The organism is Tumebacillus avium, from assembly GCF_002162355.1.
Lineage (GTDB): Bacteria > Bacillota > Bacilli > Tumebacillales > Tumebacillaceae > Tumebacillus_A > Tumebacillus_A avium.
Genome location: NZ_CP021434.1, coordinates 861342 through 886129, shown reverse-complemented (window position 1 = coordinate 886129; position 24788 = coordinate 861342). Strand labels below are relative to the sequence as shown.

Annotated in this window: 26 protein-coding genes, 1 pseudogene and 1 riboswitch; of the genes and pseudogenes, 17 read left to right on the top strand and 10 right to left on the bottom strand. The window is 51.5% G+C overall.

The genetic code is table 11. From position 1 onward, the window contains the following. The first annotated feature begins 16 nt into the window (after window positions 1–16). The 6 genes from CBW65_RS04070 (at window position 17) to CBW65_RS04050 (ending at window position 9896) form a co-directional block, all read left to right on the top strand. Window positions 17–562 carry a GNAT family N-acetyltransferase gene (locus tag CBW65_RS04070; protein ID WP_087455718.1) on the top strand — a complete coding sequence of 182 codons (546 nt, stop codon included), beginning with the start codon at window positions 17–19 and terminating at the stop codon, window positions 560–562. 77 nt (window positions 563–639) lie between these two features. Next, window positions 640–792: a hypothetical protein gene (locus tag CBW65_RS24070; protein ID WP_157721761.1), complete on the top strand. Its 153-nt coding sequence runs from the start codon at window positions 640–642 to the stop codon at window positions 790–792. Between the two features lie 88 nt (window positions 793–880). Beyond that, window positions 881–1561: a response regulator transcription factor gene (locus CBW65_RS04065; RefSeq protein WP_087455717.1), complete on the top strand. Its 681-nt coding sequence runs from the start codon at window positions 881–883 to the stop codon at window positions 1559–1561. Further along, window positions 1558–2934 carry a sensor histidine kinase gene (locus CBW65_RS04060; protein ID WP_087455716.1) on the top strand — a complete coding sequence of 459 codons (1377 nt, stop codon included), beginning with the start codon at window positions 1558–1560 and terminating at the stop codon, window positions 2932–2934. The genes CBW65_RS04065 and CBW65_RS04060 overlap by 4 nt, the downstream gene beginning before the upstream one ends. 70 nt (window positions 2935–3004) lie before the next feature. Next, complete coding sequence (locus CBW65_RS04055; RefSeq protein ID WP_087455715.1) at window positions 3005–3430, top strand: hypothetical protein; 426 nt, start codon at window positions 3005–3007, stop codon at window positions 3428–3430. A gap of 168 nt (window positions 3431–3598) precedes the next feature. After that, window positions 3599–3701, top strand: a riboswitch (cyclic di-GMP riboswitch). Window positions 3702–3755: 54 nt separating this feature from the next. Continuing rightward, complete coding sequence (locus tag CBW65_RS04050; protein WP_087455714.1) at window positions 3756–9896, top strand: OmpL47-type beta-barrel domain-containing protein; 6141 nt, start codon at window positions 3756–3758, stop codon at window positions 9894–9896. A gap of 53 nt (window positions 9897–9949) precedes the next feature. On the opposite strand, the gene CBW65_RS04045 is transcribed toward CBW65_RS04050, so the two are convergent. Further along, window positions 9950–10669, bottom strand: coding sequence for a class I SAM-dependent methyltransferase (locus CBW65_RS04045; RefSeq protein WP_087455713.1), 720 nt, complete (start codon window positions 10667–10669; stop codon window positions 9950–9952). Between the two features lie 154 nt (window positions 10670–10823). Here CBW65_RS04045 and CBW65_RS04040 point away from each other — a divergent pair, with 154 nt between their 5' ends. The 9 genes from CBW65_RS04040 (at window position 10824) to CBW65_RS04000 (ending at window position 16476) form a co-directional block, all read left to right on the top strand. Beyond that, window positions 10824–11435 carry a class I SAM-dependent methyltransferase gene (locus CBW65_RS04040; RefSeq protein ID WP_198299746.1) on the top strand — a complete coding sequence of 204 codons (612 nt, stop codon included), beginning with the start codon at window positions 10824–10826 and terminating at the stop codon, window positions 11433–11435. Window positions 11436–11576: 141 nt separating this feature from the next. Beyond that, window positions 11577–12149: a sulfurtransferase TusA family protein gene (locus tag CBW65_RS04035; RefSeq protein WP_087455712.1), complete on the top strand. Its 573-nt coding sequence runs from the start codon at window positions 11577–11579 to the stop codon at window positions 12147–12149. Between the two features lie 4 nt (window positions 12150–12153). Then, complete coding sequence (locus CBW65_RS04030) at window positions 12154–12534, top strand: rhodanese-like domain-containing protein (protein ID WP_087455711.1); 381 nt, start codon at window positions 12154–12156, stop codon at window positions 12532–12534. An 86-nt stretch (window positions 12535–12620) separates the two neighbouring features. Beyond that, complete coding sequence (locus CBW65_RS04025) at window positions 12621–13400, top strand: sulfite exporter TauE/SafE family protein (protein ID WP_087455710.1); 780 nt, start codon at window positions 12621–12623, stop codon at window positions 13398–13400. A 32-nt stretch (window positions 13401–13432) separates the two neighbouring features. Then, window positions 13433–14563, top strand: coding sequence for an MBL fold metallo-hydrolase (locus CBW65_RS04020; RefSeq protein ID WP_087455709.1), 1131 nt, complete (start codon window positions 13433–13435; stop codon window positions 14561–14563). Between the two features lie 61 nt (window positions 14564–14624). Further along, on the top strand, window positions 14625–15233 hold the full coding sequence (locus tag CBW65_RS04015; protein ID WP_087459112.1) for a class I SAM-dependent methyltransferase: 609 nt from the start codon (window positions 14625–14627) through the stop codon (window positions 15231–15233). A 13-nt stretch (window positions 15234–15246) separates the two neighbouring features. Then, window positions 15247–15630, top strand: a complete 384-nt coding sequence (locus CBW65_RS04010) for a DUF302 domain-containing protein (protein WP_087455708.1) — start codon at window positions 15247–15249, stop codon at window positions 15628–15630. Window positions 15631–15667: 37 nt separating this feature from the next. Further along, entirely contained in the window at window positions 15668–16141 is a 474-nt protein-coding gene (locus CBW65_RS04005; protein WP_087455707.1) for a DsrE/DsrF/DrsH-like family protein, read from the top strand. A 74-nt stretch (window positions 16142–16215) separates the two neighbouring features. Beyond that, window positions 16216–16476, top strand: a complete 261-nt coding sequence (locus CBW65_RS04000) for a metal-sensitive transcriptional regulator (RefSeq protein ID WP_087455706.1) — start codon at window positions 16216–16218, stop codon at window positions 16474–16476. Window positions 16477–16553: 77 nt separating this feature from the next. Here the strand turns inward: CBW65_RS04000 and CBW65_RS03995 are convergent, their stop codons facing one another. The 3 genes from CBW65_RS03995 to CBW65_RS03985 form a co-directional block, all read right to left on the bottom strand. Then, the gene (locus CBW65_RS03995; protein WP_157721760.1) at window positions 16554–16958 is read right to left on the bottom strand and encodes a DUF1761 domain-containing protein; all 405 of its coding nucleotides are present in this window, start codon (window positions 16956–16958) and stop codon (window positions 16554–16556) included. Window positions 16959–17197: 239 nt separating this feature from the next. After that, complete coding sequence (locus CBW65_RS03990; protein WP_087455704.1) at window positions 17198–17707, bottom strand: hypothetical protein; 510 nt, start codon at window positions 17705–17707, stop codon at window positions 17198–17200. 289 nt (window positions 17708–17996) lie between these two features. Further along, window positions 17997–18413: a hypothetical protein gene (locus CBW65_RS03985; protein WP_087455703.1), complete on the bottom strand. Its 417-nt coding sequence runs from the start codon at window positions 18411–18413 to the stop codon at window positions 17997–17999. Between the two features lie 168 nt (window positions 18414–18581). On the opposite strand from CBW65_RS03985, the gene CBW65_RS03980 reads away from it, so the two are divergent. Continuing rightward, window positions 18582–18968, top strand: a complete 387-nt coding sequence (locus CBW65_RS03980) for an Rv0361 family membrane protein (protein WP_456300712.1) — start codon at window positions 18582–18584, stop codon at window positions 18966–18968. A gap of 66 nt (window positions 18969–19034) precedes the next feature. Here the strand turns inward: CBW65_RS03980 and CBW65_RS24520 are convergent, their stop codons facing one another. From CBW65_RS24520 to CBW65_RS03950, 6 genes and pseudogenes are all read right to left on the bottom strand, one after another. Beyond that, entirely contained in the window at window positions 19035–19835 is an 801-nt protein-coding gene (locus tag CBW65_RS24520; RefSeq protein ID WP_087455701.1) for a sigma-E factor regulatory protein RseB domain-containing protein, read from the bottom strand. Between the two features lie 193 nt (window positions 19836–20028). Continuing rightward, window positions 20029–21362 (bottom strand): annotated as a pseudogene (locus tag CBW65_RS03970) (IS3 family transposase). A 132-nt stretch (window positions 21363–21494) separates the two neighbouring features. Further along, window positions 21495–21899 (bottom strand): hypothetical protein, encoded by a 405-nt coding sequence (locus tag CBW65_RS03965; protein ID WP_087455700.1) that lies wholly within the window; start codon window positions 21897–21899, stop codon window positions 21495–21497. A gap of 22 nt (window positions 21900–21921) precedes the next feature. Continuing rightward, a complete protein-coding gene (locus tag CBW65_RS03960; RefSeq protein WP_087455699.1) occupies window positions 21922–22353 on the bottom strand; it encodes an Rv0361 family membrane protein in 432 nt (143 codons plus the stop codon). A 114-nt stretch (window positions 22354–22467) separates the two neighbouring features. After that, complete coding sequence (locus CBW65_RS03955; protein ID WP_087455698.1) at window positions 22468–23034, bottom strand: helix-turn-helix domain-containing protein; 567 nt, start codon at window positions 23032–23034, stop codon at window positions 22468–22470. Window positions 23035–23505: 471 nt separating this feature from the next. Continuing rightward, window positions 23506–24078: an IS66 family transposase gene (locus CBW65_RS03950; protein WP_456300711.1), complete on the bottom strand. Its 573-nt coding sequence runs from the start codon at window positions 24076–24078 to the stop codon at window positions 23506–23508. A 277-nt stretch (window positions 24079–24355) separates the two neighbouring features. On the opposite strand from CBW65_RS03950, the gene CBW65_RS03945 reads away from it, so the two are divergent. Continuing rightward, window positions 24356–24772, top strand: coding sequence for a hypothetical protein (locus tag CBW65_RS03945; protein ID WP_087455697.1), 417 nt, complete (start codon window positions 24356–24358; stop codon window positions 24770–24772). The last annotated feature ends 16 nt before the right edge of the window (window positions 24773–24788 follow it).

Sequence of the window (24788 nt, the reverse complement as noted above, 5' to 3'; positions counted from 1 at the left end):
AGGAGCGACTTCCGCGATGAATGTTCTCAATCATTTTGGTTGGGAAGTCTTGGACAGGTCAAAACATGACATTCAAGGCTTTTCTTCCGGGTATCCTGCATTCGATCAACACTTGCACGTAGATGCAGTTCTTGAACAAGCAAATGGCTTGTCCCAGACAAGAGTATATTCGAATGGTCGAAAGGTGATCGCGTACTACAGCGCGAAGTGTACGAAAATTACAGTCGACATGCAGGAACGCAGTCAGATCGGAGCAAAAGAGACAACGGTCCCAGCGGTTGAGATCCCATTTTTAGCAGTAGATCAACAATACTGGCGACAAGGTATTGGCAGTGAAACGCTTGAAGAAATTCTTGCGCAGACGACTAGTATTTCTTATTTTATCGGCTGCAGGTATGTTTTTTTGAGAGCTGTTAAAGAACAGTGGTTGATCGATTGGTATAAGAAGTACCAGTTCAAAGAGTTCCTCTTTGAGTTACAAGATGATTATACGCAACCGATGTGTTTTAAATTGCCAACAGTCCAAGAATTAACACTCGAAGACTTTGAAGAACTATTTTAGGGCTTTTGTTTGTTGCAGGTTTTTTTCTGTCAAAACTGAACATAGATGTAACTACATCTTTCGTTCAGGGAGGACATATGAATCGACCCTCGGAACCGAGCTATGAAGCAAAGGGAGACCTTGCGAAGAGAATTTTGGAAGATATAAAAACACCTGCTACAAAAGAAGAACTTGAAGTGATACGAAAAGCAATTGCATCAAGAAAAAAGAAAAAGAGGAAAGAAGAGTAATAAAAAATTGTCAGCCCTATTCCTAATGTGTACTCTAGGAGAGGGCTATTTTTGATTGAAAAGGAAACAGATGCCTGGAGGGAACCTCATGAGACTGGCAATCCTGATCGCGGATGATGATCCGCATCTTCGCACATTGGTCGGATTTTATTTGCAAAAAGAAGGCTATCACGTGCTGCAGGCGGAGGACGGCGCGGCGGCGTCACGGCAGCTGGAGACGGAGCGGGTGCACTTGGCGATCGTCGATGTGATGATGCCGGGCAAGGACGGGCTGGAACTGTGCCGGGAGATCCGGGGTCACTATGACATTCCGGTGATTTTGTTGACCGCAAAAGGCGCGGTGGAGGACAAGGAGCGCGGGTTTCTCTCCGGGACGGACGATTATGTGGTCAAGCCGTTTGAACCGCGCGAGCTGCTCCTGCGCATCAAGGCGCTGCTGCGGCGCTACCTCCTGGCGGCGACCGATGCGGTCACCATCGGCGGGACGGTGATCGACCGGGGCAGTTTTGAAGTGCGGATCGGCGAACGGGAAGTGCTGCTGCCGCGGCGGGAGTTTGAGCTGCTGTTTCAGCTCGCTTCTGCACCGGACCGCGTGTTTACCCGCGACCAGCTGCTCGATTCGATCTGGGGTGCCGGGTATCAAGGCGATGCTCGCACGATCGACGTGCATATCAAACGGTTGCGGGAGCGGTTCGCGCTGCTGCAGCAGGATTTTGTGATCACGACCGTACGGGGCATCGGCTACAAGTTGGAGGTGACCACCCCGTGAAATCCCTGTATGTGCGCATCGTGTTGATGACGGTGGTGATCGTGATGGTCAGCGCCTTGTTTGGATTCTGGATGTCTAATCTGTATTACCAACTGCATCTGAAAGGGTACAACGAACAGAAATTGTACGAGATCGCAACGGAGACCGCACAGCTGTATGAACGGAACCCAGATCCCGATCTCGATGCGTACTTCACCAGCATTGCCAAGCTGAACTACCAGCTGTACGTGTTCGATCCGCAGCTGCAGGCAAAGGCGTTTGGGGATGCATTTCGGGAAACGGACATCCCGCCGGAGACCGTGCGGCAGGTGCAGGCGGGGGAAGCGTATCGCGGGGCGGAGCACACGGGGCGTCTGTTTGTGACCGGCTTTTTTGAAAATACGCTGCGGAACTCGGTTGGCGTTCCGCTGCAGGCGAACGGAGAGACTTACGCTCTCTTTTTGCGCCCGAACATCGAGCGGATGTTTGGCGAAGTGCGGGTGCTGTTTGCCCGGCTGCTCTTGTTTACGTTTTTGTTCTCCTTGGCGCTGATTCTGGTCAGCACACGCTACCTGGTCAAACCGCTGAAGCTGTTGACGGCGGCGACGAAGCGGATTGCGGAAGGCGACTTTGCGCTGGAACTGGACGTGGCGCGTCAAGATGAGATCGGGCGACTGGCGCGGGACTTTTCGCGGATGGCCGACTCGCTGCGCAAGCTCGACCAGACCCGGCAGGAGTTTGTCGCCAATGTGTCGCATGAGATTCAATCGCCGCTGACGTCGATCCAAGGCTTCTCGCAGGCTTTGCGCACGGAGCGCATGACCGAGGAGGAGCGGGAAGCGTATTTGCAGATCATCGAGACGGAGAGCAGACGTTTGTCGTCGCTCAGCAAACAGTTGCTGACACTCGCTTCGCTCGATCATGCGGAGGAAGCGTGGGAGGTCAGCCGATTCCGCCTCGATGAACAGATTCGCGACGTGGTGAAGTCGCTGCAGTGGCAGTGGTCGGAAGGGGAGCTTGGCATCGACTTGCAGCTGCAGCCGGTGACCGTGTCGGGGCAGCCGCATTTTCTGCATCTGGTCTGGGTGAATCTGCTGACGAACAGCATCAAATTTACCCCACCGGGCGGCGAGATTCGCATTGTGATCGGAGCCGATTCGCGCGAAGTGACCGTGGAGATCGCCGACACAGGGATCGGCATTGCAGAGGAGGATCTGCAAAACGTGTTCGAGCGTTTTTACAAAGCGGACAAAGCGCGCAGCCGGAAACTGGCCGGCAGCGGGCTGGGACTGGCGATCGTGCACAAGATTGTACAGATGCACGGCGGGTCGGTGGAAGCGGCGAGCGAAAAAGGGGTGGGCACTTCTTTCAAGGTGCGCCTGCCACATTTGTAATCTTCCGTTCATCTTCTGTTCACTTGGCTTGCTTATGATGCAGGTACAAGCTTGAGAGGGGAGATTGGAAATGATCGCGAATTGGATGCTGTTCTTTCATCTGTCCGGCCTGGCGGTATGGTTGGGGTCGGCGGTGCTGTTGATGATCTTGTTTGCTTATTTGAAAAAGAATTCCTTGCAGGAAAGCGGGCTGCTGCTGTTCTGCACCCGGCTGGTCAACCGGGTGAGCAGCGTGGCGGCGGTGGTCGTGCTGGCGACAGGCGTCGGGCTGATCGAGGCACTCGGGTATCGCGGAATGGACAAGCCGCTTTGGCTCAACGTGATGGAACAAGGCGGCGGAGTGGTGATCCTGCTGTTTATCCTCGTCTTTCTCTGGAAAAGCCGCCGCGCAAACAAGCAGCCGTTCCAAGCGGCCGGCTGGTATGCCGGAGCGCTGGGCGTGTTTGCCCTCGCCGTGAGCAGCGTGCTGTTTGTGGTCAGCGCGAAACTGGTCTAATTTCATTTGCCAAAAAACCTCCTTTCTTATTGAAAGGAGGTTTTTTGCAAGTGAATCCCCAAATGACCCCCAAAATTCACAAGTTTGCAACGAAAATAGTAGGTTTGTAAGAGATTCTTATTCACAACCTAGCTGAAATGAAATATGATTGATACTAGAGAGAGAAACAAGTGAAAAGGGCAAATCATGGGAAACTGTGAGACGCAAAGCCAAGGGCCTGAACTTCATTTGCGGAATATTCTGGAATTGAAGATGGCAGCCGGTTACCACAGGGATTCGACGTAAGGAGGTTCCCTCTTTTCACAAGAAAGGAAGGACGAAAAGCATGGGGAAAAGGTACAGCAAAATCGCGCTGCTGACCATGTTCCTGCTGGTGTTCCAACTTGTAATGCCAGCAGTGCAAACATTTGCAGCTGCGGATGGCGGTAACACCGCCTCGGAAAGCACCATGTTGCCGCCGAGCAACCTCGCCACCCAGTTCCTGACACCCAGTGATGTCAAACTGACCTGGAGCGCCGTCTTTGGCGCCACCGGTTATAACGTGTATGGCATCTATGACGGGGAACTGAGATTCTTAGGCAAAGCGAACACGAACTCTTTTATCGCCAATGATATGCCTGAAGGATCGTACAGCTACGTGGTTTCCACGCTGGGCCCTGATGGCGAATCGGGTCCGTGCGCACCGGTGACAGTCGAAATCTCCTACCCGGAGATGGCGGCGCCGGCGACGCTCAGCGGGACGACAAAAAACATCAATGACATCGTCCTGACCTGGACGGCGTCGCAGTACGCGCAAAACTACAACGTCTACCAAGTTTCGGAAGACGGCACGCAGACGAAAGTGGCGACCGTAACCGGAGCGACATGGACCAACGCCCAAGCAGCGGGCGGCAGCTACACCTACGCGGTGTCGGCCGCACACGCGCTGTACGGCGAATCGGCTGTCTCCGAAGCGGCGACCGTCGATGTCGGCGAAGTCACCTTGGCCGCGCCGAAAAACGTCAAGTACACCGTCTTGAACGGCAACGATGTGAGGCTCCAATGGGACGCCGCACTCTATGCCAACGGGTACAAGATCTACCAAGTGATCGACGGGCAAAAAGTGCTGAAGCAGACCGCGACCGGCACCATCGTCACGCTGGCCAACCAGCCGGCCGGGGAGTACAGCTTTGAGATCACCACCACCTCCACTCGTTTTGGCGAGTCGGCAGAGGCGGGCGGCGTTTCCTTTACCCTGTCCCACCCGACGATGGACGCACCGGCCAACTTCAAGTCGACGATCACGAACATCAACGACGTGACCTTGACTTGGCAAGCGGTGTCCTATGCGACGAGCTACAAGCTCTACCAAGTCATCGACGGCGAAAAAGTCCTGAAAAGCACACTGACCGGGACCAGCACTGTGTTCCAAAAAGTGGATTCGGGCGACTATACCTACCGACTGTACTCGTACAGCGACCGCTTTGGCGAGTCGGCAGTTGGCAGCGAAGTTACGTTTAACGTCGACGCTCCGGAAATGGCAGCGCCAGCAAGCTTCACCGCCAAGATTGTAAACGGCAACGACATCACACTGACCTGGGATGCGGCTGCCAATGCCACCAGCTACAAAGTGTATCAGATCGTCAACGGTCAAAAAGTGCTGAAAAGCTCGCCGACCGCAACGACCGTCACGTTTGCCAACTCGGCAGCGGGCGATTACAGCTACGAGATCCATTCCTTCTCCACTCGCTTCGGCGAATCGGCAGCAGGCAGCCAGGTAGCTGTAAACCTCGTGCATCCGACGATGCAGCCTCCGGAAGAACTGGTCCAATCGGTGACCAGCGCCACTTCGTTTACGCTGAACTGGCAGGCGGCAGAGTTTGCAAACAGCTACAAAGTGTATCAGATCATCAACGGTCAAAAGACGCTGAAAAGCACTGTGACCGGCACCACCGTTTCCTACACCAACGTTGCTCCGGGAACGTATACATTTGAAGTTCGTTCCTATTCGCCCCGTTTCGGGGAATCGGCGCAAGGTACCGTGTTGACCTTCACCATGAACGGTCAAGTGATGCCGACGCCGGGCAACCTGACGTACACAGTCACAAACGGCAATGACATCACCTTGAAGTGGGATACCACTCAATATGCAAACTCTTACAAAGTTTATCAGATTGTTGATGAGCAGCGAGTTCTGAAGAAGTCGCAAACCGCTACCTCTGTCGTGTTTGGCAACATGCCGGCAGGAGAGTACAAGTTTGTTGTGACGGGCGTCTCTTCGCTCCTCGGCGAATCGCCGATCGCTGCGGAGGTCACCATCAACCTGGTGCATCCGACGTTGGAAGCGCCGGGGAACCTCTCGCACACCGTTTCGAACTTCAATGACATCGTCTTGAAATGGAACGCGGTGCAATACGCAAACAGCTACAAGATCTATGAGATCATCAACGGGGAAGCCGTTCTTCAAAAAACGGTAACCGCGCTCACCGGTACGATGACCAACGTTTCCGCAGGCGAGCACACTTATGAAGTGCGCACGTTCAGCAACCGTTTTGGCGAAAGCGCGACGGGCAGCACGCTTACTGTAAGCGTCGAATTCCCGACGCTGCAAGCGCCGGCCAACCCGACGCACAGCATCGCGAACGGCAACGACATCGTGTTGAGATGGACGGCTGCGCAATACGCGACGTCGTATAACATCTACCGCATCGTTGACGGCGAAAAAGAGCTGCTGAAAACGCAGACCGGCGTGACCGGCACGCTGACCAACATGCCGGCCGGGGACTATGAGTTTGAAATCTACACCGTCAGTTCCCGCTACGGCGAATCGGCTACGGGCAGCAAGCTTTCCCTGACGCTCGTTCACCCGACGATGCAAGAGCCGGGCGGCCTGACCAACACCATCGTAAACGGCAACGACATCGCCCTGAAATGGGATGCGGCGCAATATGCGACGGCGTACAAGATCTACCAGATCATCGACGGCGAAAAAGTCCTGCAAAGATCGCAGTCTGCAGCGACGATGACCTTCGCCAACATGCCGGCTGGCGAGCACACTTTCGTGGTGCACTCCTACAGCGACCGCTTTGGCGAGTCGCCTGCAGCGAGCGAATTGACCGTCAACCTCGTGCATCCGATCATGCAAAAGCCGGGTGTCCTGACGAACACGATCTCCAACGGCAATGACATCACGCTGAAATTCGGCACTTCGCAATATGCGACCGAGTACCGCATTTACCAGATCGTCGATGGCGTGAAAACGCTGAAAAAGACGCAGTCCGCTGTGACTGCGACCTTCACGAACATGCCGGAAGGAAAATACGAGTATGCGGTACACGCGTACAGCAGCAGATTTGGCGAATCGCCGGAAGCGAGCGAACTGACCTTCGACCTCGTGCATCCGGTGATGCAAAAGCCGGCAACGTTTACGAAAAACATCGTCAACGGCAATGATATCGCCTTGGCATGGACCGCTTCGCAGTATGCGACTTCCTACAATGTGTATCAGATCGTCGACGGCGAGAAGATCCTCCAGAAGACCCAGACCGGCACGACGCTTTCCTTCATCAACATGCCGGAAGGGGAGTACACCTACGAGGTGTATTCGTACAGCAATCGCTTTGGCGAATCGCCGGTTGCGAACACGCTGACCTTCGACCTCGTCTGGCCGGTGGTGCAGCCGCCGGTGTTGACGACAACGGTCGTCAACGCGAACAACCTCACCTTGTCCTGGCCGGCTGTAACGTGGGCCAACGAGTACAAGGTGTACAAAGTAGATGGCGACACGAAAGAGCAGATCTACAAAGGCACGGCACGCAGCTTCCAGATCTTCAACCTGAAGGAAGACACCTTCTCGTATGAAGTGACGGCTGTGAGCACGCGCTTTGGCGAATCGGCAGCTTCCAACCGTGAGACGGTCACGATCGTCTACCCGGACATGCAGGCTCCGACGGCCAGCGTGAAACTGCTCAGCGAAAACTCTGCACGCATCTCCTGGAACTTCATCACCTACGCAAACGGCTACAACGTGTATGAGATCGTCGATGGCAAACCGGTTCTGCTGGTGCACAACCTGAATGCCCTGTCCTACACGCTGACCAACCTGCCGTACGCGAACCATACGTATGTGGTAACATCGTACTCCAACTCGTTCGGCGAGTCTGACCCGTCGAACAGCGTGATCGCGCAGCTGATCCAAGACGACGTCGCGCCGGTCACCACCGCAGCAGCGCCGCATGCTTGGACGAACCAAGAGGTTGTGGTCACCCTGTCCGCAACGGACAACGACACCGGCGTCGCCAAAACGTTCTACGCCCTGAACGGCGGCGCGTTTGCAGAAGGCACGTCTGTCGCAGTTACCGAAGCGGGCATCAACGAGCTTTCCTTCTACTCGGTCGACCGCGTTGGCAACATCGAGCAGACCAAGTCGATCCAAGTCAAAATCGACAAAACCGCGCCGACCACCACCACGGATGCACCGACCACCTGGTCGCAGGCTGATGTAAAAGTCACCCTGTCCGCAACCGACGCGCAAAGCGGCGTGGCAACCACTTACTACTCCGTCAACGGCTCCGACTACACCGAAGGCACCACCTTCACCGTAGCTCAAGAAGGCATCAACACCATCACCTTCTACACCGTCGACGCAGCAGGCAACCAAGAGCAAGCTCAAACTGTCGAAGTCAAAATCGACAAAACCGCGCCGACCACCACCTCGGATGCACCGACCACCTGGTCGCAGGCTGATGTAAAAGTCACCCTGTCCGCAACCGACGCGCAAAGCGGCGTGGCAACCACTTACTACTCCGTCAACGGCTCCGACTACACCGAAGGCACCACCTTCACCGTAGCTCAAGAAGGCGTAAACACCATCACCTTCTACACCGTCGACGCAGCAGGCAACAAAGAGCAAGCTCAAACTGTCGAAGTCAAAATCGACAAAACCGCACCGACTACCACCTCGGATGCACCGACCGCATGGTCGCAGGCTGATGTAAAAGTCACCCTGTCCGCAACCGACGCGCAAAGCGGCGCAGCAACCACTTACTACTCCGTCAACGGCTCCGACTACACCGAAGGCACGTCCTTCACCGTAGCTCAAGAAGGCATCAACACCATCACCTTCTACACCGTCGACGCAGCAGGCAACAAAGAGCAAGCTCAAACTATCGAAGTCAAAATCGACAAAACCGCGCCGACCACCACTTCGGATGCACCGACCGCATGGTCCAAGGATGATGTAAAAATCACCCTGTCCGCAACCGACGCAACCAGCGGCGTGGCAACCACCTACTACTCCGTCAACGGCTCCGACTACACCGAAGGCACCACCTTCACCGTAGCTCAAGAAGGCGTAAACACCATCACCTTCTACACCGTCGACGCAGCAGGCAACAAAGAGCAAGCTCAAACCGTCGAAGTCAAAATCGACAAAACCGCGCCGACCACCACCTCGGATGCACCGACCACCTGGTCGCAGGCTGATGTAAAAATCACCCTGTCCGCAACCGACGCAACCAGCGGCGTGGCAACCACCTACTACTCCGTCAACGGCTCCGACTACACCGAAGGCACGTCCTTCACCGTAGCTCAAGAAGGCATCAACACCATCACCTTCTACACCGTCGACGCAGCAGGCAACCAAGAGCAAGCGAAGACCGTCGAAGTCAAAATCGACAAAACCGCGCCGACCACCACTTCGGATGCACCGACCGCATGGTCCAAGGATGATGTAAAAATCACCCTGACCGCAACCGATGCAACCAGCGGTGTGGCGAAAACGTTCTACTCGATCAACGGCTCCAGCTACGTGGAAGGCACCGCCTTCACCGTGACCAAGGAAGGCGTCAACAAAGTCTCCTTCTACACCGTTGATGGAGCAGGCAACCAAGAGCAAGCGCAGACTGTCGACGTCAAAATCGACAAAACCGCTCCGCTCCTGACGATCAACCTGAACCTTGAGTACGCGCTCGGCACGCTGCTGAACCTGAACGTTTCGGCAACCGACGACCTCTCGGGGATCGCAACGCAAAAACTGCTCGTCGCAGGCCCTGGCCAAACCGGCAAAGTGCTGGTCAACCCGACCACGCTGAACCTGAACCAGCTGGGCATCTACACCGTCACCGCCACGGCGACCGACGCAGCAGGCGTGACCACAACGATCCAAAAATCGTTTACGGTCTACATCCCGGCTTCGATCGAAGTCACGCCGGGCATCATCAAAGGCAACAACGGCGTGTTCACCGTCCGCGCATCGCTACCGAACGGTTTCAGCACGCAAGGCTTTGACCTGAACACCGTGCGTCTGAACGGCGTCCAAGCGCTGACCAGCAACAACGGCTACTACAACCAAGCGAAAAACGGGCAGTTCAAATTTGAACGCAACGACTTCACTTGGCCGTCCAACTCCACCGTGGAAGTTGAACTCCGCGGCTACGTAAACGGCGAGCTGGTCATCGGCAAAACGACCGTCAAAACGCAAAAGTAACACCGCATCAAAAAAGAGGCTCTGCATCTGCAGAGCCTCTTTTCATTTCCGCCTTATTTCGTCGCAAACACATACGAGAAAAATCCCCAGTCCTCCACAAACAGATTCATCATCCGGTCAAAATTCCCGATCACCCGCACCGTGCGATTGTCATTGGGCAACCGGCGCCGCAGCAACCCTTCGCGCTTGAGGATCTTAAACTGCCGCGCGGTCATCAGCTGCTCCAGCTCTTTGGGCGAATACTCCGTCTGATAGCCAAACGGCCACGTGCCCAGCCATTCCTTCAGCTTGCGGTCGAGCACCCCCAGCGACTTTTTGTTTGGCGTCATCATGATCACCTGCCCGCCCGGTTTCAGCACCCGGTACACTTCGGCAATCGACTGGGCCGGATCATGAAAATGCTCGATCACGCCAAGGCACACGATCTTGTCAAAATGGTCGTCCGGATACGGCATCGCCAAAATGTCGCCGATGTCATACGAAAAGCGCTTGCCTTCCGCCTCCATCAGCTCTTCGGCCCGTTCCTTCGCCGAGACGGAGATGTCCAGCCCGTGCCCTTGAATCTCAAACAGTCGCAGCAAACTCAGCAGCACCAGCCCGTCCCCACAGCCCGCTTCCAGCACGCGGTCGCCGTCTTGAAACAGCACCCCGTTCGATATGAAATACCCGACCTTATCCATCGAGCGCTCCAAACGGGAGTGAATGTAGCTGTAACTGCCCGTCTGTTTCGAACGCTCCCATACCCGATTCCAATTTGCTTCCGGCGAGCTCATCTCGAACGCCTCCTACGTAATTTAACCTGTTCACAAAAATGAGTATAATTAATTCTCGACGCACAGCTCCCTTTTTGTCAACCAAATTTGTACAGCACGCCGAATTCCTGTACGATAAGAAGAGAAGATTTGCAGAAAAAGGTTGTGAGAAGACGTGCTCGAAGATACCGGGGAACGCATCATTCCCGAACTGATGAAACCAACCAACGGCATGCTCTTGGAGCATCTCGCCCGTTATTATTTTGCAGCGCCTTACGTCCAAGGCACCGTGCTCGATTTTGCCACCGGTGCAGGCTACGGCGCACACCTGATCGCTAAGCTCTGCAAGAGCCGCATTGACTCCGTGCTTGGAGTCGACCTCGACCCGGCTGTCGTCGACTATGCGCGGCAGACCTACTACCATCCGCTGGTCAAATACGAAGTCCAAGACGTCCTCGACCCGGCCCTCGCGCAGAAGATCGGGCCGTACGATACGATCCTGTCTTTTGAGACGATCGAGCACATCGCCGACGATGTGCAATTCTTAAAAAACTGCTACGACCTGCTCGCCCCAGGCGGCACGCTCGTCCTGTCCTCCCCGTTTGGAGCCGGCCGCGGCAAGCCCTGCCTCAGCCCCTGGCATGTGCACCAGTTCACCGAAGATGAGTTCCATGCGCTCTTCACAGACTTTCGCGACGTGCAGTTCTACTACCAGCACGGCGTCCTCTTCGAGCCGAAGCGTGCCGGAGTGCGCTATCCGTTTGGCATCGCGGTATGTACAAAATAAAAGGCTGTCTGCAGCGAGATTTCGCGCAGACAGCCTTTTTGTATGTTGCTTGACAAGCATACCCCGTGGGGTATATTATTGAATGCACAGGGGTTATACCCCGGTGGGTATTGAGTACCCGAAGAAGAGGAGGCTATCATCATGAGTGAAGTCACTGTAGATAAATCGATCGACTGCAAAGGCTTGTCCTGTCCAATGCCGATCGTTCGAACAAAAAAAGCCATCGACGAGATCACCCCGGGTCAAGTGCTGGAAGTGGTCGCGACCGACGCGGGTTCGGCAGCGGATATGAAGAGTTGGGCGGATCGTACCGGCCATCAATTTATTGGTACGAATACAGCAGACGGTATGTACAAACATTACATCCGCAAGTCCAACCCCGAGGAGACCCAACCGGAGACAAAACATCCGCATGTGGTGTCCAACGAGGAATTGCTAGCCAAGTTGTCCGAACACCCGGTTCTTCTCGATGTTCGGGAGCCGGCGGAGTATAAGTTTGGTCACATCCCTGGCGCGAAACTGGTGCCGTTTGGTCAATTGGAAGAAAAACTGGCTGAGCTTACACCGCTGGCAGGTCAGGAGATTCATGTGATTTGCCGCACAGGCAGCCGCAGTGATATGGCCTGCCAACTGCTGACCGCGAAAGGGTTTGCAAATGTGAAAAATGTGGTGCCGGGCATGTCTGGTTGGACCGGCCCCGTTCAGGTGCAATAAACCTATGCTCGAATACATGCAATATCTATTCGCTGCTTTCGTCTTCTGGTTCGTGGTAAGCAAATTGCTGCCCGTTCGCGGGTTGACGGCACTTACGCCGCAAGATGTACAAGATCGGCTGAATCAAAAGAACCAACACATCTTTGTGGATGTGCGGGAGGTTCACGAATACAAGCAAGGCCACATCAAAGGGTTTCAAAATATTCCCTTGAGCCAATTGAAGGCTCGCCTCGACGAGTTACCGAAGGACAAATCGATCGTTTTGACCTGCCAGAGCGGCATGAGGAGCCGCCAAGCTGCCAAGCTGTTGAAAAAGCAGGGATGCTCGCAACTGGCACACCTGAAAACGGGTGTCATCGGGTGGAGCGGTCCACTTAGCAAGTAAGACTCAGGAGTAAAGAGTGACGAACTCGACTCCTTTCCTTTTTGATAAAATTATACCCCTATGGGTATGTGGAGGGGTGAAAAATAATGAGCATCGAATCCATTCTCACCTTGTTCTTGATCGGTTTCTTCGGGTCGTTTCTCTCGGGTCTGGTCGGAATCGGCGGCTCGATCATCAAATATCCGATGCTGCTATATATTCCGCCGCTTGTCGGCATGACCGCATTTACAGCACACGAAGTCTCAGGCATCTCCGCCGTACAGGTCTTCTTTGCGACCATCGCAGGTGTTTGGGCGCTGCGTAAAGACAAGGTGATCAATTACAAGCTCGTAGGTTACATGGGGACGGCGATCATCATCGGTTCCTTCATCGGTGCATATGGCGGCCGGTACCTCAGCGGTGACAGCATCAACTTGGTGTACGGCGTGCTCGCCACGATCGCAGCCGTGATGATGGTGTTGCCAAAAGTCAAAGGGTTGGATGACATCCCGCTGGATCAAGTGACATTCAACCGCGGCTTAGCAGTCATCTTTGCCTTAGCTGTCGGGGTCGCATCCGGCATCGTAGGAGCTGCCGGCGCGTTCATCCTGGTGCCGATCATGCTGCTCGTGCTGAAGATTCCAACACGCATGACCATCGCTTCATCACTGGCGATCACTTTCATTTCCTCGATCGGTTCGACCGCTGGCAAGGTGCTCGCAGGTGATGTGTTGCTCTGGCCGGCCGTGATCATGATCGTGGCAAGTGTGATCGCCGCTCCGCTTGGGGCCAAACTGAGCACCAAGATCAACACCAAGTTGCTCCAAGGCCTCCTCGCGGCGCTGATCCTCGGCACTGCGATCAAGATTTGGACCGATTTTCTCTAAGTCATCATCTACACACAGAAAGGTGGATCCACATGACCGTAAAAACTGTTCATGCGAAACAACTGCACCACGACATTGAGCATGGCAAACCGCTTTTCATCCTTGATGTCCGCAACACAGAAGACTACAACGATTGGAAGATCGAAAGCACCGCTGTGCAGTCGGTGAATATCCCGTATTTTGATTTTCTTGACGACAACGACGAAATCTACACAGACCTGCCGAAAGACGCCGAGATTGTGGTGATCTGCGCCAAAGGCGGCAGCGCGCAAATGGTCGCCGAAATGCTTGATGAGCGCGGCTATGATGCATCGTATCTGGAAGCAGGCATGAAGGAGTGGAGCCAGTTCTATCATCCGACCGTGATTGCTGAAACCGACTCGATGAAGCTCGTGCAGTTCAACCGTTTGGCCAAAGGCTGCCTGTCCTACATGGTGATGTCCGATGGCGAAGCGGTGATCGTCGACCCCGGCCGCCACGTGAACGAATATCTTAGCTATGCCCAAGAAATCGGGGTGAAAATCAAGGGCATCATGGACACCCACCTGCACGCAGACCACATCTCCGGCGGTGTGCAACTTGCGGAACAAACGGGCGCGGCCTATTACATCTCCGAGAACGAGATGAAAGGCGCAACCCTTTCCTATGAAGCGCTCGAAGATCATCAACACATCCAAGTCGGTCGAGTGGACGTGCAGGTCCTGTCCGTGCCGACGCCAGGTCATACGCCGGGCAGCACATCGTTTTTGGTCAATGGCAAATACCTGCTGTCTGGAGACACGATTTTTGTCGGAGGTCTGGGCCGTCCCGACCTCGGCGGCAAAGCGCGAGAGTGGGCACAATCCTTGTACGACACTGTTTTCACCACCGTTGCCAATCTGCCTGACGAAGTGCTGGTGTTGCCGACGCATTTCGCCGACACGCAAGAGATCAACGAAGACGGCTACGTGGGCGCCTCGCTCGGTGAGATCCGCCAAAACAATGAGATCATGCGCACCGCGGATCGTGCAGCGTTTACCGATGCGGTCGCAGGCGCAGTCGGCACGACACCGCCGAACTACACCGAGATCGTTGACATCAATCGTGGTGTCCGGCAAGTGGACCCCGAGCAAGCGATGGAGTTGGAGATTGGCCCGAACCGTTGCGCACTGAAGCACCAATAGCATATTTCACAGAGCTCAAGAGCATCCCAAGGAAGGAGGTGAATCGATTTTGCAAAACCAGATAAATCCGTGGAATGAGCGATTCTTAAGTGAAGAATACGTGTACGGGACAGAAGCGAATGCGTTTCTCAAAACGATGGCACATCGACTTCATCAGAATGGACGAACCCTAGCGATCGCCGAGGGAGAAGGGCGAAATGCAACGTACCTTGCTCAGCAAGGGATGGACGTGACGACTTGGGATTATGCGGAGGCCGGTCTGGACAAGACTCGGCGCTTGGCTGCTGAGCGAGGAGTTCAGATTCGGACGGAGCTCGTGGATTTGAACGAAGCGAACTGGGGCCACAACCAATGGGATCAGATCATTTGTATCTTTGGTCACTTCAACTCGCAGCTTCGCGAGCAAACACTCGCAGCAGTCCGAGATGCGGTCAGGCCGGGAGGGTACTTTCTCAGCGAAGTCTACTCTGTCTATCAACCGCCCTATGGCAGCGGGGGACCTAAGGATCAGGATCAGTTGTATCGGCCCGAAGAATTTCTACAGACCTTCGCGGGATGGAAGATCATTCATCTCTTCATGGGGGAAGTAGAACGGTATGAAGGTAACTTGCACAACGGATTATCGCATGTTGTACAGATTTTGGCACAAAAGAGCAGTGGAAAATCGTAAGGGGGCGTGCTCGATGTTTCACTATACGGTAGAAACAACGAAATCTGTGGACGAAGCGGTAGAGGCGATCGAAGCGAGTTTGAAAAACCACCAATTCGGCGTGCTCTGGAAGTTGGACCTGCCGGCAAAGCTTCAGGAGAAAGGCGTAGATTTCACCACGCCTTACCGGGTCCTTGAAGTATGCAACCCGGTGGAAGCCAAACGCGTTTTGGAGCAGAACTTGCTGGTCGGCTACTTCCTGCCGTGTAAGATCGTCATCTACGAGGAGAGCGGCACGACGAAGATCGGGTTGCCCAAACCATCCGCGATGATGGGTGTGTTGCAAGACCCTGCGCTGGAGGGGATCGCGCAGGGCGTTGAAGAGACGTTGATTCAAGCGATTGAAGCAGCTAAATAAGCGGTCCATGTGATTGCAAACGGGAAGAGGAGACAACATGGAAAACAAGAGCACAATGGTCGTGTTCAACGGTGACTTGGACAAGGCGATTGCCAGCTTCATCATCGCAACCGGGTCTGCGGCGATGGGCAATCAGGTGACGATGTTCTTCACCTTCTGGGGGCTGAACATCCTGCGGAAAAACGAGTCGGTTCCAGTAAAGAAGACCTTCTTGGAGGGTATGTTTGGCTTGATGATGCCGCGCGGACCGGAGAACCTCGGGATCTCCAAAATGAACATGGGCGGTCTCGGTTCGAAGATGATGAAATACATCATGCGCAAGAAAAACATCGCGACGCTGCAAGAATTGATGGAAACGGCCAAGGAGCTGGATGTCAAGATCATCGCCTGCGCCATGTCGATGGATGTTCTGGGGATCACGGAGGCAGAGCTGATCGACGGCATCGAATACGCAGGCGTTGCCACCTATTTGGCCGAAGCCGATCAAAGCCGTCTGAATCTGTTCATCTAACCCATGACTTGCGAATGGATGCCTTAGGGGGTACGCTTATCTTACAAGATGGAAACGAGAAGAGGTGATCCGCAGTGGAATACAATGACGCGATCAAAAATCGGCTTCGTCGGTTGGAGGGACAGTTGCGTGGTGTCTTGAGCATGATGGAGCAGGAAAAAGATTGCCGCGATGTGGTCACCCAGTTATCGGCGATTCGTTCCGCAGTTGATCGAGCGATCGGGGTGGTTGTCGCCTCGAATCTGGAGTCCTGCATCCGCATGGAACTTGATAAAGGCAATCAACCGGATCATGTCATTAAGGAAGCAGTTGAAATGCTTGTCAAAAGCAGATAGCGGGGAACGCCTCATGCACTGGTTTGCACAAAATAAAAGGCTGTCTGCAGCGAGATTTCGCGCAGACAGCCTTTTGGTTATTGCCAGACTGTAAACAGGATCGAGTTGATCACAAACAAAACGACGTGATAGCCGACTTGCACGGCCAGCAGTTGCATCTTGCGTCCTTCAAACAGGTAGTTGATCGCCGTCGCCGCCGTCACAACCACCGAAAGCAGCGCCGCGACACCAAGCGCGTCCCAAAGATCAAACGCTCCCGTCCACTCCAACAGCACCGCCAACGCAAAGCTGTTCACCAGCGACACGATCACCGCCCCGATCATCGGCCCGGTCGGGCTGACCATGTCTTCTTGCCGCTTGTTGATCAACTTCATCCACACGTTGCCAAACAGCAGCTTCGAATACCACAGCGACCCCAAGACCATCGAGATCACCGCCCCAGCCAAAATCGCCCATACATTCAAAACAACGTCTGCAGACATTTTCATAATCCCCTTAATGATCGGATAATAGCAATTTTTATATCGTAAACGAAGGGTGAGAGGGATGTCAAGAAAAGACCAGACGCTAGGGTGCATCTGGCCGTTTCTTTCCGCGAAAGAAAATATTAGAGGAGAATGTTCACGACAATGACCTTGCCCAAGCTATCCTTATAGCTTCTCAGATGAATTGCGCTTACAATTTCCTGGTTAACAATTCTCACCATTTTTCCTGCATCGGCTCACAGGGAGGTCGTATCAGGTGTTACTGTTGAGTCTGGTGCATTCTCCCACTTGTTCGATTTAATCGTGATCTTGCCGGGCTGTGGGGAATCTGGAGACATGTCTATTTCCATCGCTTGAATTAAGATTTTCCATTGCCCGTCTTCCTTGATTGCAGAGTAAGGCAGTTCAGGCATGTCATCCATGTCTTTGTATACAGCTGTTACAAGAAAATCAACGCGCGAGGCATTCACTTCTTTCTGGGACACGATCTCATAATGCTCAAGCGGATGGATTTTGTGAGCGCTTTCGTATTCCGCTTTTTGAGCTTTCGTGGTGTAAAATCTCAGATCCTTGGCAACACGCATCATACCGTCAATATCATGGTTCAACTCTGACTCAAAGAAAGTTCGAACCGCTTCCTCAGCGGTCTTCGGCTCAGCTTTTGCTGCGAATGTAGCAGGTGCCATGGAGTTAACTACGACGACAGCAGCAAGCAGAAAAACAGAAAGCAGTTGTCCGATTTTCATTGTGTATCCCCCTTAGTTGGGTGGAGATTAATTGTTTACTACTGTGCGTTATTCGGCAGGTAGATTTGACCGTCTTCTTCAACGATAAAGTCAACGGGGGACTGACCGGGTGGCGGAGATGAAAACGATTTGTTGTTGATGACATACCATTTGGATCGGATCTTTGCTACTTTTAGGTTCACTTGGTTGGTTCCGCCCAATTTGTCGGTGGATTCTAAGGCAACGGTTGGGCAGCGGATCATTTTTTTTGTTTTTCATTGTATGACTCCTTTTTTGCGGGATAACTCCGTTATTTTTCGTATCGCTGCTCTCCTCCGACCACAACTTTCCAGTGACCATTCTCTTTGATCACTGGCAGCTCTAGCTCATGGGGACCGGAGTACTTGGAGGTAAATTTGATGCTCAAAAGCATATTGGCAGCATCAATCGTATTGAGGGAAAGGACTTCAAGATCTCTTACTGCATCCGTATCTAGTGCAAAGCGCTCGTACTGGTCTCTCTTCTGTGCTTCATCAGGAAAACGCAGGTCTTTGGTGTACTTCATCATGCCTTCAGCGTCTCCAACCTGAACGGCTTGAAGATACTGGGTGACTGCATATTTTGCTTCTTCCTCCGCAGTTGTTGAAGCGTACGTGTTCACGGAAGCAAACAATCCGCAAGACAGGACGGTCGCAGCGCAGAACAGGACGATCGTTTTTCGTTTCATGTCGTGACTCCTTTCGAAAGTACATTACATGTACAAATGTACCAGAAGAAGATTGGGATTTATACTTTAAAATAAAAACTTTTCCTCTTGTGGGAAATTGGTATATAATAGGTTGATACTTTATCTAGTAGGTACATCCACTTCCGAAAAGGAGACGATCTTGTGAAGATGAGAATTGTTTCGATTACACTCTCACTTGTTTTGTTCGCCGTTATGGTATTTATTACATCGTCGTTTGTGTCTGCAGAATCGGAAGAAAAGGAAGCAAGAGAAGCTGTTGAACTCTATATATCCGCAGTGACACAAGGCGATGTGCAGCAGATTGTGAAGTTAAGTAAGGATGAGCGCGAAACAGACGAAGGGCAAAGAAAGGAATGGCTTGAAAGGTATGTTAGGGATCATCCAGTCAAAAAGTTTGAAATTAGCTCATTCAACTATGTGGATGAAGACAGTAGTACGGTTACGCTTAGTGGCCAGTTTGGAGAGTTTATTGAAACCGCCACACTGCCCCTGATAAAAGAAAATGGACAGTGGAAAGTTCTTATTCGGGATTAAACGACAAACTAACGAAAGCCCTGCCATTCCGACACAGATCGGAGTAGCAGGGCTTTTGTATATCCTTTAAGGTGTTGCGTTTTTGTATTCCTTAACGGAAGGGAAATCAAACTTTGCATCAGACACGGGGTTGTCCAGTTCGAGCTTTGTCATAGTCTGTGTCTCGAACACTTGACCGTCATTTGAGAACTCGGATTTGAGCAAGATCCCGGTTTCCGTATCGACCCAGATTTTAAAGTGATCACCGTATGAATCGAGGTGGACTTCATTTGGAGTACCTTCGATCACAGTCGCGTCCCGGCCGAGCATTGCTTCATGGCTGCTGATCTGCAGATCGGCGGAACGGTGCATGACTCCTAATGCAAAATCCTGCGGGAACAGCATACTTTCAGCACCAAGTCCAACATGGAAGGGGCTCATTCTTGGCTGGGCGCGGAATTTTCCGTCCTCCAGATAGGTAAAACGATGCCTTGGGCGATCTTTCCACCCTTGTTCCATACCTCGACTAATCGGGATTGCAGAGAATGTCTTTTGCTTCAAGTCAACGGTAAGCGTCTTTCCGTTGTTTTGGAACTGTTGAATAGACTGTCCCCGCTTGTCAATATATTCTGATTTCACTTTCACCCTGGGTTCAAGTTTTGCGGAAAAAGAAGTCGTGCTGTCTGCGCCATTCTCAGAGTCTACTTGCACAACTGCGGTAACAAACTTGTAGTTGTCCACCGAGTCAATCATTTTGTCGACGATGGGTTGGATATCTGCCGGAATCGGGGATGGAGCGTTTGCCTCACCTTCATTAGATAAGAAGAGTACGCCAGATACTAAGGAGACAACCACAAGACTTCCTAAAAGTATGCTTTTACGGTTCATTATTTCAACTCCTTCGAAATAATCTTTGGATCCGTTCCTACGAAATAAATGTATCACAAGGGAGGTTGGTTTTTAAACTTTAAAATAAAAACATTTCTGCATATGTGAACAATCCAGCCTTGGAAAAGCGCCAAACATTCTCGATATGAACTGTGACCTTAAAGGTGGACGGTTTAGAAAAAGTAACCTTGGCCTATGCCGCCAAGAGATGACTTCTGAATTCATCAGGAGTCATCTTTTTTAATGTCCATTGATAGCGTTCGGTATTGTAATACTCGATATAGGCATCAACGCGTGAGCGAAGTTCTTGGAATGTGTCACATTCCCGATACTCCATTTCATCTTTCATATGTCCAAAGAATGACTCCATAGGGGCATTGTCCCAGCAGTTCCCCTTGCGGGACATTGATTGTTTGAAGCCAGCCTTACTGATCTGCTCAAGAAACGAGGGATGAGTATAGTGGACGCCTTGGTCCGAGTGAAAGATGGCTTAAGGATGGATGTTGCCATCAAGTCGTTCGAGCAGCCGTTCAAGGGTCTGTTTCACGATCGTCATCTCCAATGTTGAGGAGAGATAATAAGCAAGAATCTGCCTTGTAGCTCCGTCCTTCACACATGAGAGGTAGGCACGATTTCCATTGCCATAACACAAATAAGTGATGTCCGTTAGTAATACCTTCTCTGGCTCTCTAGTATCAAATTGGCGCTGTAAGAGGTTAGGACATGTACGGTGTTCTTGAGTAGCATGAGCGATTTTCCGATACGGATTGGGTTTTCGGATCTTTGTAATGAGATTATACTTACGCATCAATCGGCGGATTTTCTTATGATTCATCAAAACACCGCTTTCACGTTCTAGACGCATTTTGATGACCAAAGCACCTGCTTTTCCATGGAGTCGGTCGAAATGTGCCTTGATAAGGCGAAAGTCGCGTTCGTCTGCATGCTCTCGAATTTGTCGCTCCTCCTCAGTACCAAGCCAACGATAATAGCCGCTAGGGCTGACGCCAGACAGTTTGCATAAAAACCGTGTCATCCGTTTCAAACCATGCTGACGAATTATAAGATTGATGAGACTGTAGCGCTCGAAGGGTGTCAGCGTTTCCTCTTCATCGCCTCTCTTTCGAGCGCGTCGAGCTTTTTTAAGAAATCGTTCTCTGCCTCAAGCAGTTTGATCCGCGCTTCTGCACGCTTCAGCTTCTCTTCGACTGATATGTCAACGGCTGGCTTTCGCCCCGTGCTTCCTTTTCCGCGTCTCTCTTCGAGAAGTCCTGCCTCCCCGTGAGCTTCAAATGCATCACGCCAACGCTTTAGGCAACTCTTTGGCTTTTGATGGCCAATTGTGTCTAGGTCAAAGCCTGAATCCAGGAAAATATCCATCGGTTTTTGACCTTGTGCATACTCTTTAACGGCAGCGATCTTAAACGATGGCGAGTAAGTAATACTCTTGTCCGTTACATGTGCCACATTTGGATTTGCCTCAAGCTGCTGCATCTCATGTTCTTTGAAGCGATGTCTTTTCCCCATTCTCTAAACCTCTCGTTCTTTTCGATATTCTGATTATAAACAGAAATGACCCACAAGGAGGTCACTTTTTAAAAGTGTCCATCTTGTGGGTCTCAGTTCAATACGATTGTTTGGCGCTTTTCTTAGGCTGGATTAATATGCGTTACCAGCACCTTTGTTCACGCCGTACACCATGTTATCGATACGAATCTGATAACCCGAGCCGGAAGGAACATTCGTAATGACTGCGCTATACCATGTGCCTGTTTGCGAATAATTGCCTGTGACAGTTGCGGCGTTGCCAAGGTAATCGTCTGAGAAACTCCCGTAAACTACAACGCTGTATACGTTTTGAGCGCCTTGTCGATCATTGGTTTGCCAGCCGTTCACAACTACTGTCCCATCAGTGTTGGAAAACTTGGTGTTGCTGTATGAATGATGATAATTGTCGGGCCAAGTAAATTCATAATAACTGAGGGACGTGGCAGCCATCGCTGGTTGTGCGATCCAAAAGGAAGTTATTGTAAGAATGATTGAGAGAGTTAATGCTTTTTTCATAATCTGATACACTCCGGTCTACCTATTTATTTTTGATGCTTTTCTTCAGTTCGATATTCTCGAGAGTGACTTGCCACTCTTTTCCCTTTTTAAATACGTTGAAGGTAGTTTGATCAGTTCCTCTATGTTCGGAAGTGTATTCGATGGTCACGGATGCTTGAGTCGGGCTCTTCGTTTCGACGGAAAGAATTTTGTAACTGTAAACAGGGTTATTCGTCACGATGTCTTGATAGCCCGCGAGTTCTTCCGCATCCGTCTTGAAGCGAACATCCTGTACATACTTAACAACCTTCTCAACGTCTTTCGCAACAAGAGCATCCAGATAATCCGTTGCCACTTGCTGCGCTTCTTGTTCAGTAGTTGCAGATGCCTGCGACTGAATGTTACCGAAAGTAAAAGCACCGGCGACAACGAGCACAGCCGCGCAGGAAAGAATGAGAATTTTCTTATTCATGATGGTCAGTCCCCTTTTCTTTATTACTTCTGTGACATTGTAACACATTTATGAGAATGTGTTCAACTTTGTTATTTTATATTTCTACGGGCTTATTAATATTCCACGAATTCTTCATTCCGATGCAGGTTTTTGTTGGCTGCAGATACGCAGCTTGTCGATCATGTCTAAAAACATATGGAGAAGACCTTCTACATCAGATGACATTTCTGGTGGCAGATTTCGAAGTTGTTCTTCCAGACGATGTAAAAGAGCTTTTTGTTCTGACGTAAAGTACTGTTGACGACCAAACAAGGTCTGCAAAACACTATGAAGTGTCTCATATGAAACTCCTTTCTCTTCAAGAGAGGAAATTTCATATTCACTCATGCTGGTACGCCGGGAGAACTCCGCCACATTGTCACCGAAGGCTTCACGGATGAGGAGGAGTAACGACCCGTTATATAAGATTTCATCGTCGGTTTGAAGGCGGAATCCTGCGGCAGCCATAAGAACTTCGTAAGGCACACCTAGAGGTTGAACTAGTTTTCGCAGAAAGTTGGGTGTCGGGCTGCGCCGACCGCTGATTCCTCTTTCCAAGAGGGAGAGGTAGGAATCTGAGCACCCGGCGTATAAAGCGAGCTGGCGGATCGACATCTTTTTAGCATTTCGCTTCATTCTCAGAAATTCACCAAATTCCATTTTCGCACCCCGTTTGTGATTAGTATCTTGATCATATACGGTGGAGGATAGAGCTTTCAATACGTGGTTTTAAATATCACTTTCAGCTTTAAATATGGAATTTTATTGTGGCATCTAACTCAGCGCATTTTCTGCGCGATATGGTAAGCACTTTTGTAAGGGATTTATAATAGGACGCAAAGAAAGAGGGGAGAGAGTCATCAAGGAGGAAATCAGCGTAGAAAAAGTGGGTTTTTTATAAAAACATTTTGCTGTTATAGACTAGAACTCTATATCAATGTTGCAAGTATGTCTAGTGAATTTCGGAGGTCTGGTGTTGAAATTCGCAGAAATTGTTTGTTATCAACGTTGCTGATGTGTAAGCGTAAAACAGTCCTCACCTTGTGTCGTTTGCCAAAAGGTGAGGACTGCTTGAAAGATATTCATCGTAAACAAAGCACGAATAACCTTCAGTTACGCAAGAACTGAAGGTTATTCGTGCTTTTTATTAAATACTCGGCAGATGAGCGGCAGCGTGTCCGACCATGGGAGCAAGCGATCCAGATCATGGTGATCATGAGGATTCGCAAGGTTAGGCAGGGTCTCGAAGAGATAGGTCAGGTAGACCAGCGGATTTAATCCTTTTGCCTTCGCGGTCTCGACAACACTGTAGATCACTGCGCTTGCCTTTGCGCCGCGTGGAGTATTGGCGAACAGCCAATTTTTCCGTCCAATCACGAACGGTTTGATGGCGCGTTCACTTCGGTTGTTGTCGATCTCCAAACGCCCATCGAGCAAAAATGCCGCCAAGCTCCCCATTGGTTCTGACAGTACGTTATGGCTTGACCCTGTGCGCTCTTCGGTAACACGCGGGATTTTTGAGTTCTCAGCCACATCCAGAACTGGTCGACTTCGCTCCAATCGGGTCTTGTACCGCTCTTCCGGCGTGGCCTCTTTCATCTCGCGTTCGATCGCGAAAAGACGATTGCATAACTCGAGCCCTTCTTTCGCGGTTGCCGCTGCGGATCGGCTGGAGGCCGGCGATGCTTTCAGAAACCTCCTGATGTGAAATCACAGGAGGTTTTCTTTTGTCCCAAGCAGTGTTGAGAATGGGAGTCTCCTCTTGATTAGAGGTAAAAAGACTACCCAGGTAGAGCCAACGCTCGTGGCACAGCCAAAAGCGTTTGAATCTCCAATTACAAATACATAGGATTTTTTATACAAAGTAAGCGTGTGTGCATTGATTTATTTAGTTGAATTTGTAATTTTTGTTGATTATTTACCTCCTCTTCTAATATAATATGATTTATGTAGCAGAAATTACATGATGGGGGCGGGCGCAATGGGATTTAAAAAACTGATATTCGCAATGCCTTTTATACTGCTGGTTGGTTGTGGTACTGATATAGCGGTCAATGAGAATCATGCTCCGTCTTCGACAAACGCGGCATCCGAAGTTTCGGATGCTGACCTGTACGCAGCGATTCAACCGGAAGTGCATGGGCACCACGTAATGTTGAATGTGTCGTTCTTAGGTGGCGAGCAATACTTTTCATCCGGCGGGGAGATTGAAACGGCAGTCGTGACCGATAATAACGATCCTGCTGCCCAACCAATTCCAGTAATGTTTGAAAAAGCCGATGAAACCTCTTTTCACGGAGAGGTGATCGCACCGCGTCCCGGAACATGGACGCTTACACTTACGGTTAAACATGGCACAAGGGTGAAAGAGTTCAAATCTTCGTTTGTTGTGAAATAAATTAGAGGTACAGGAA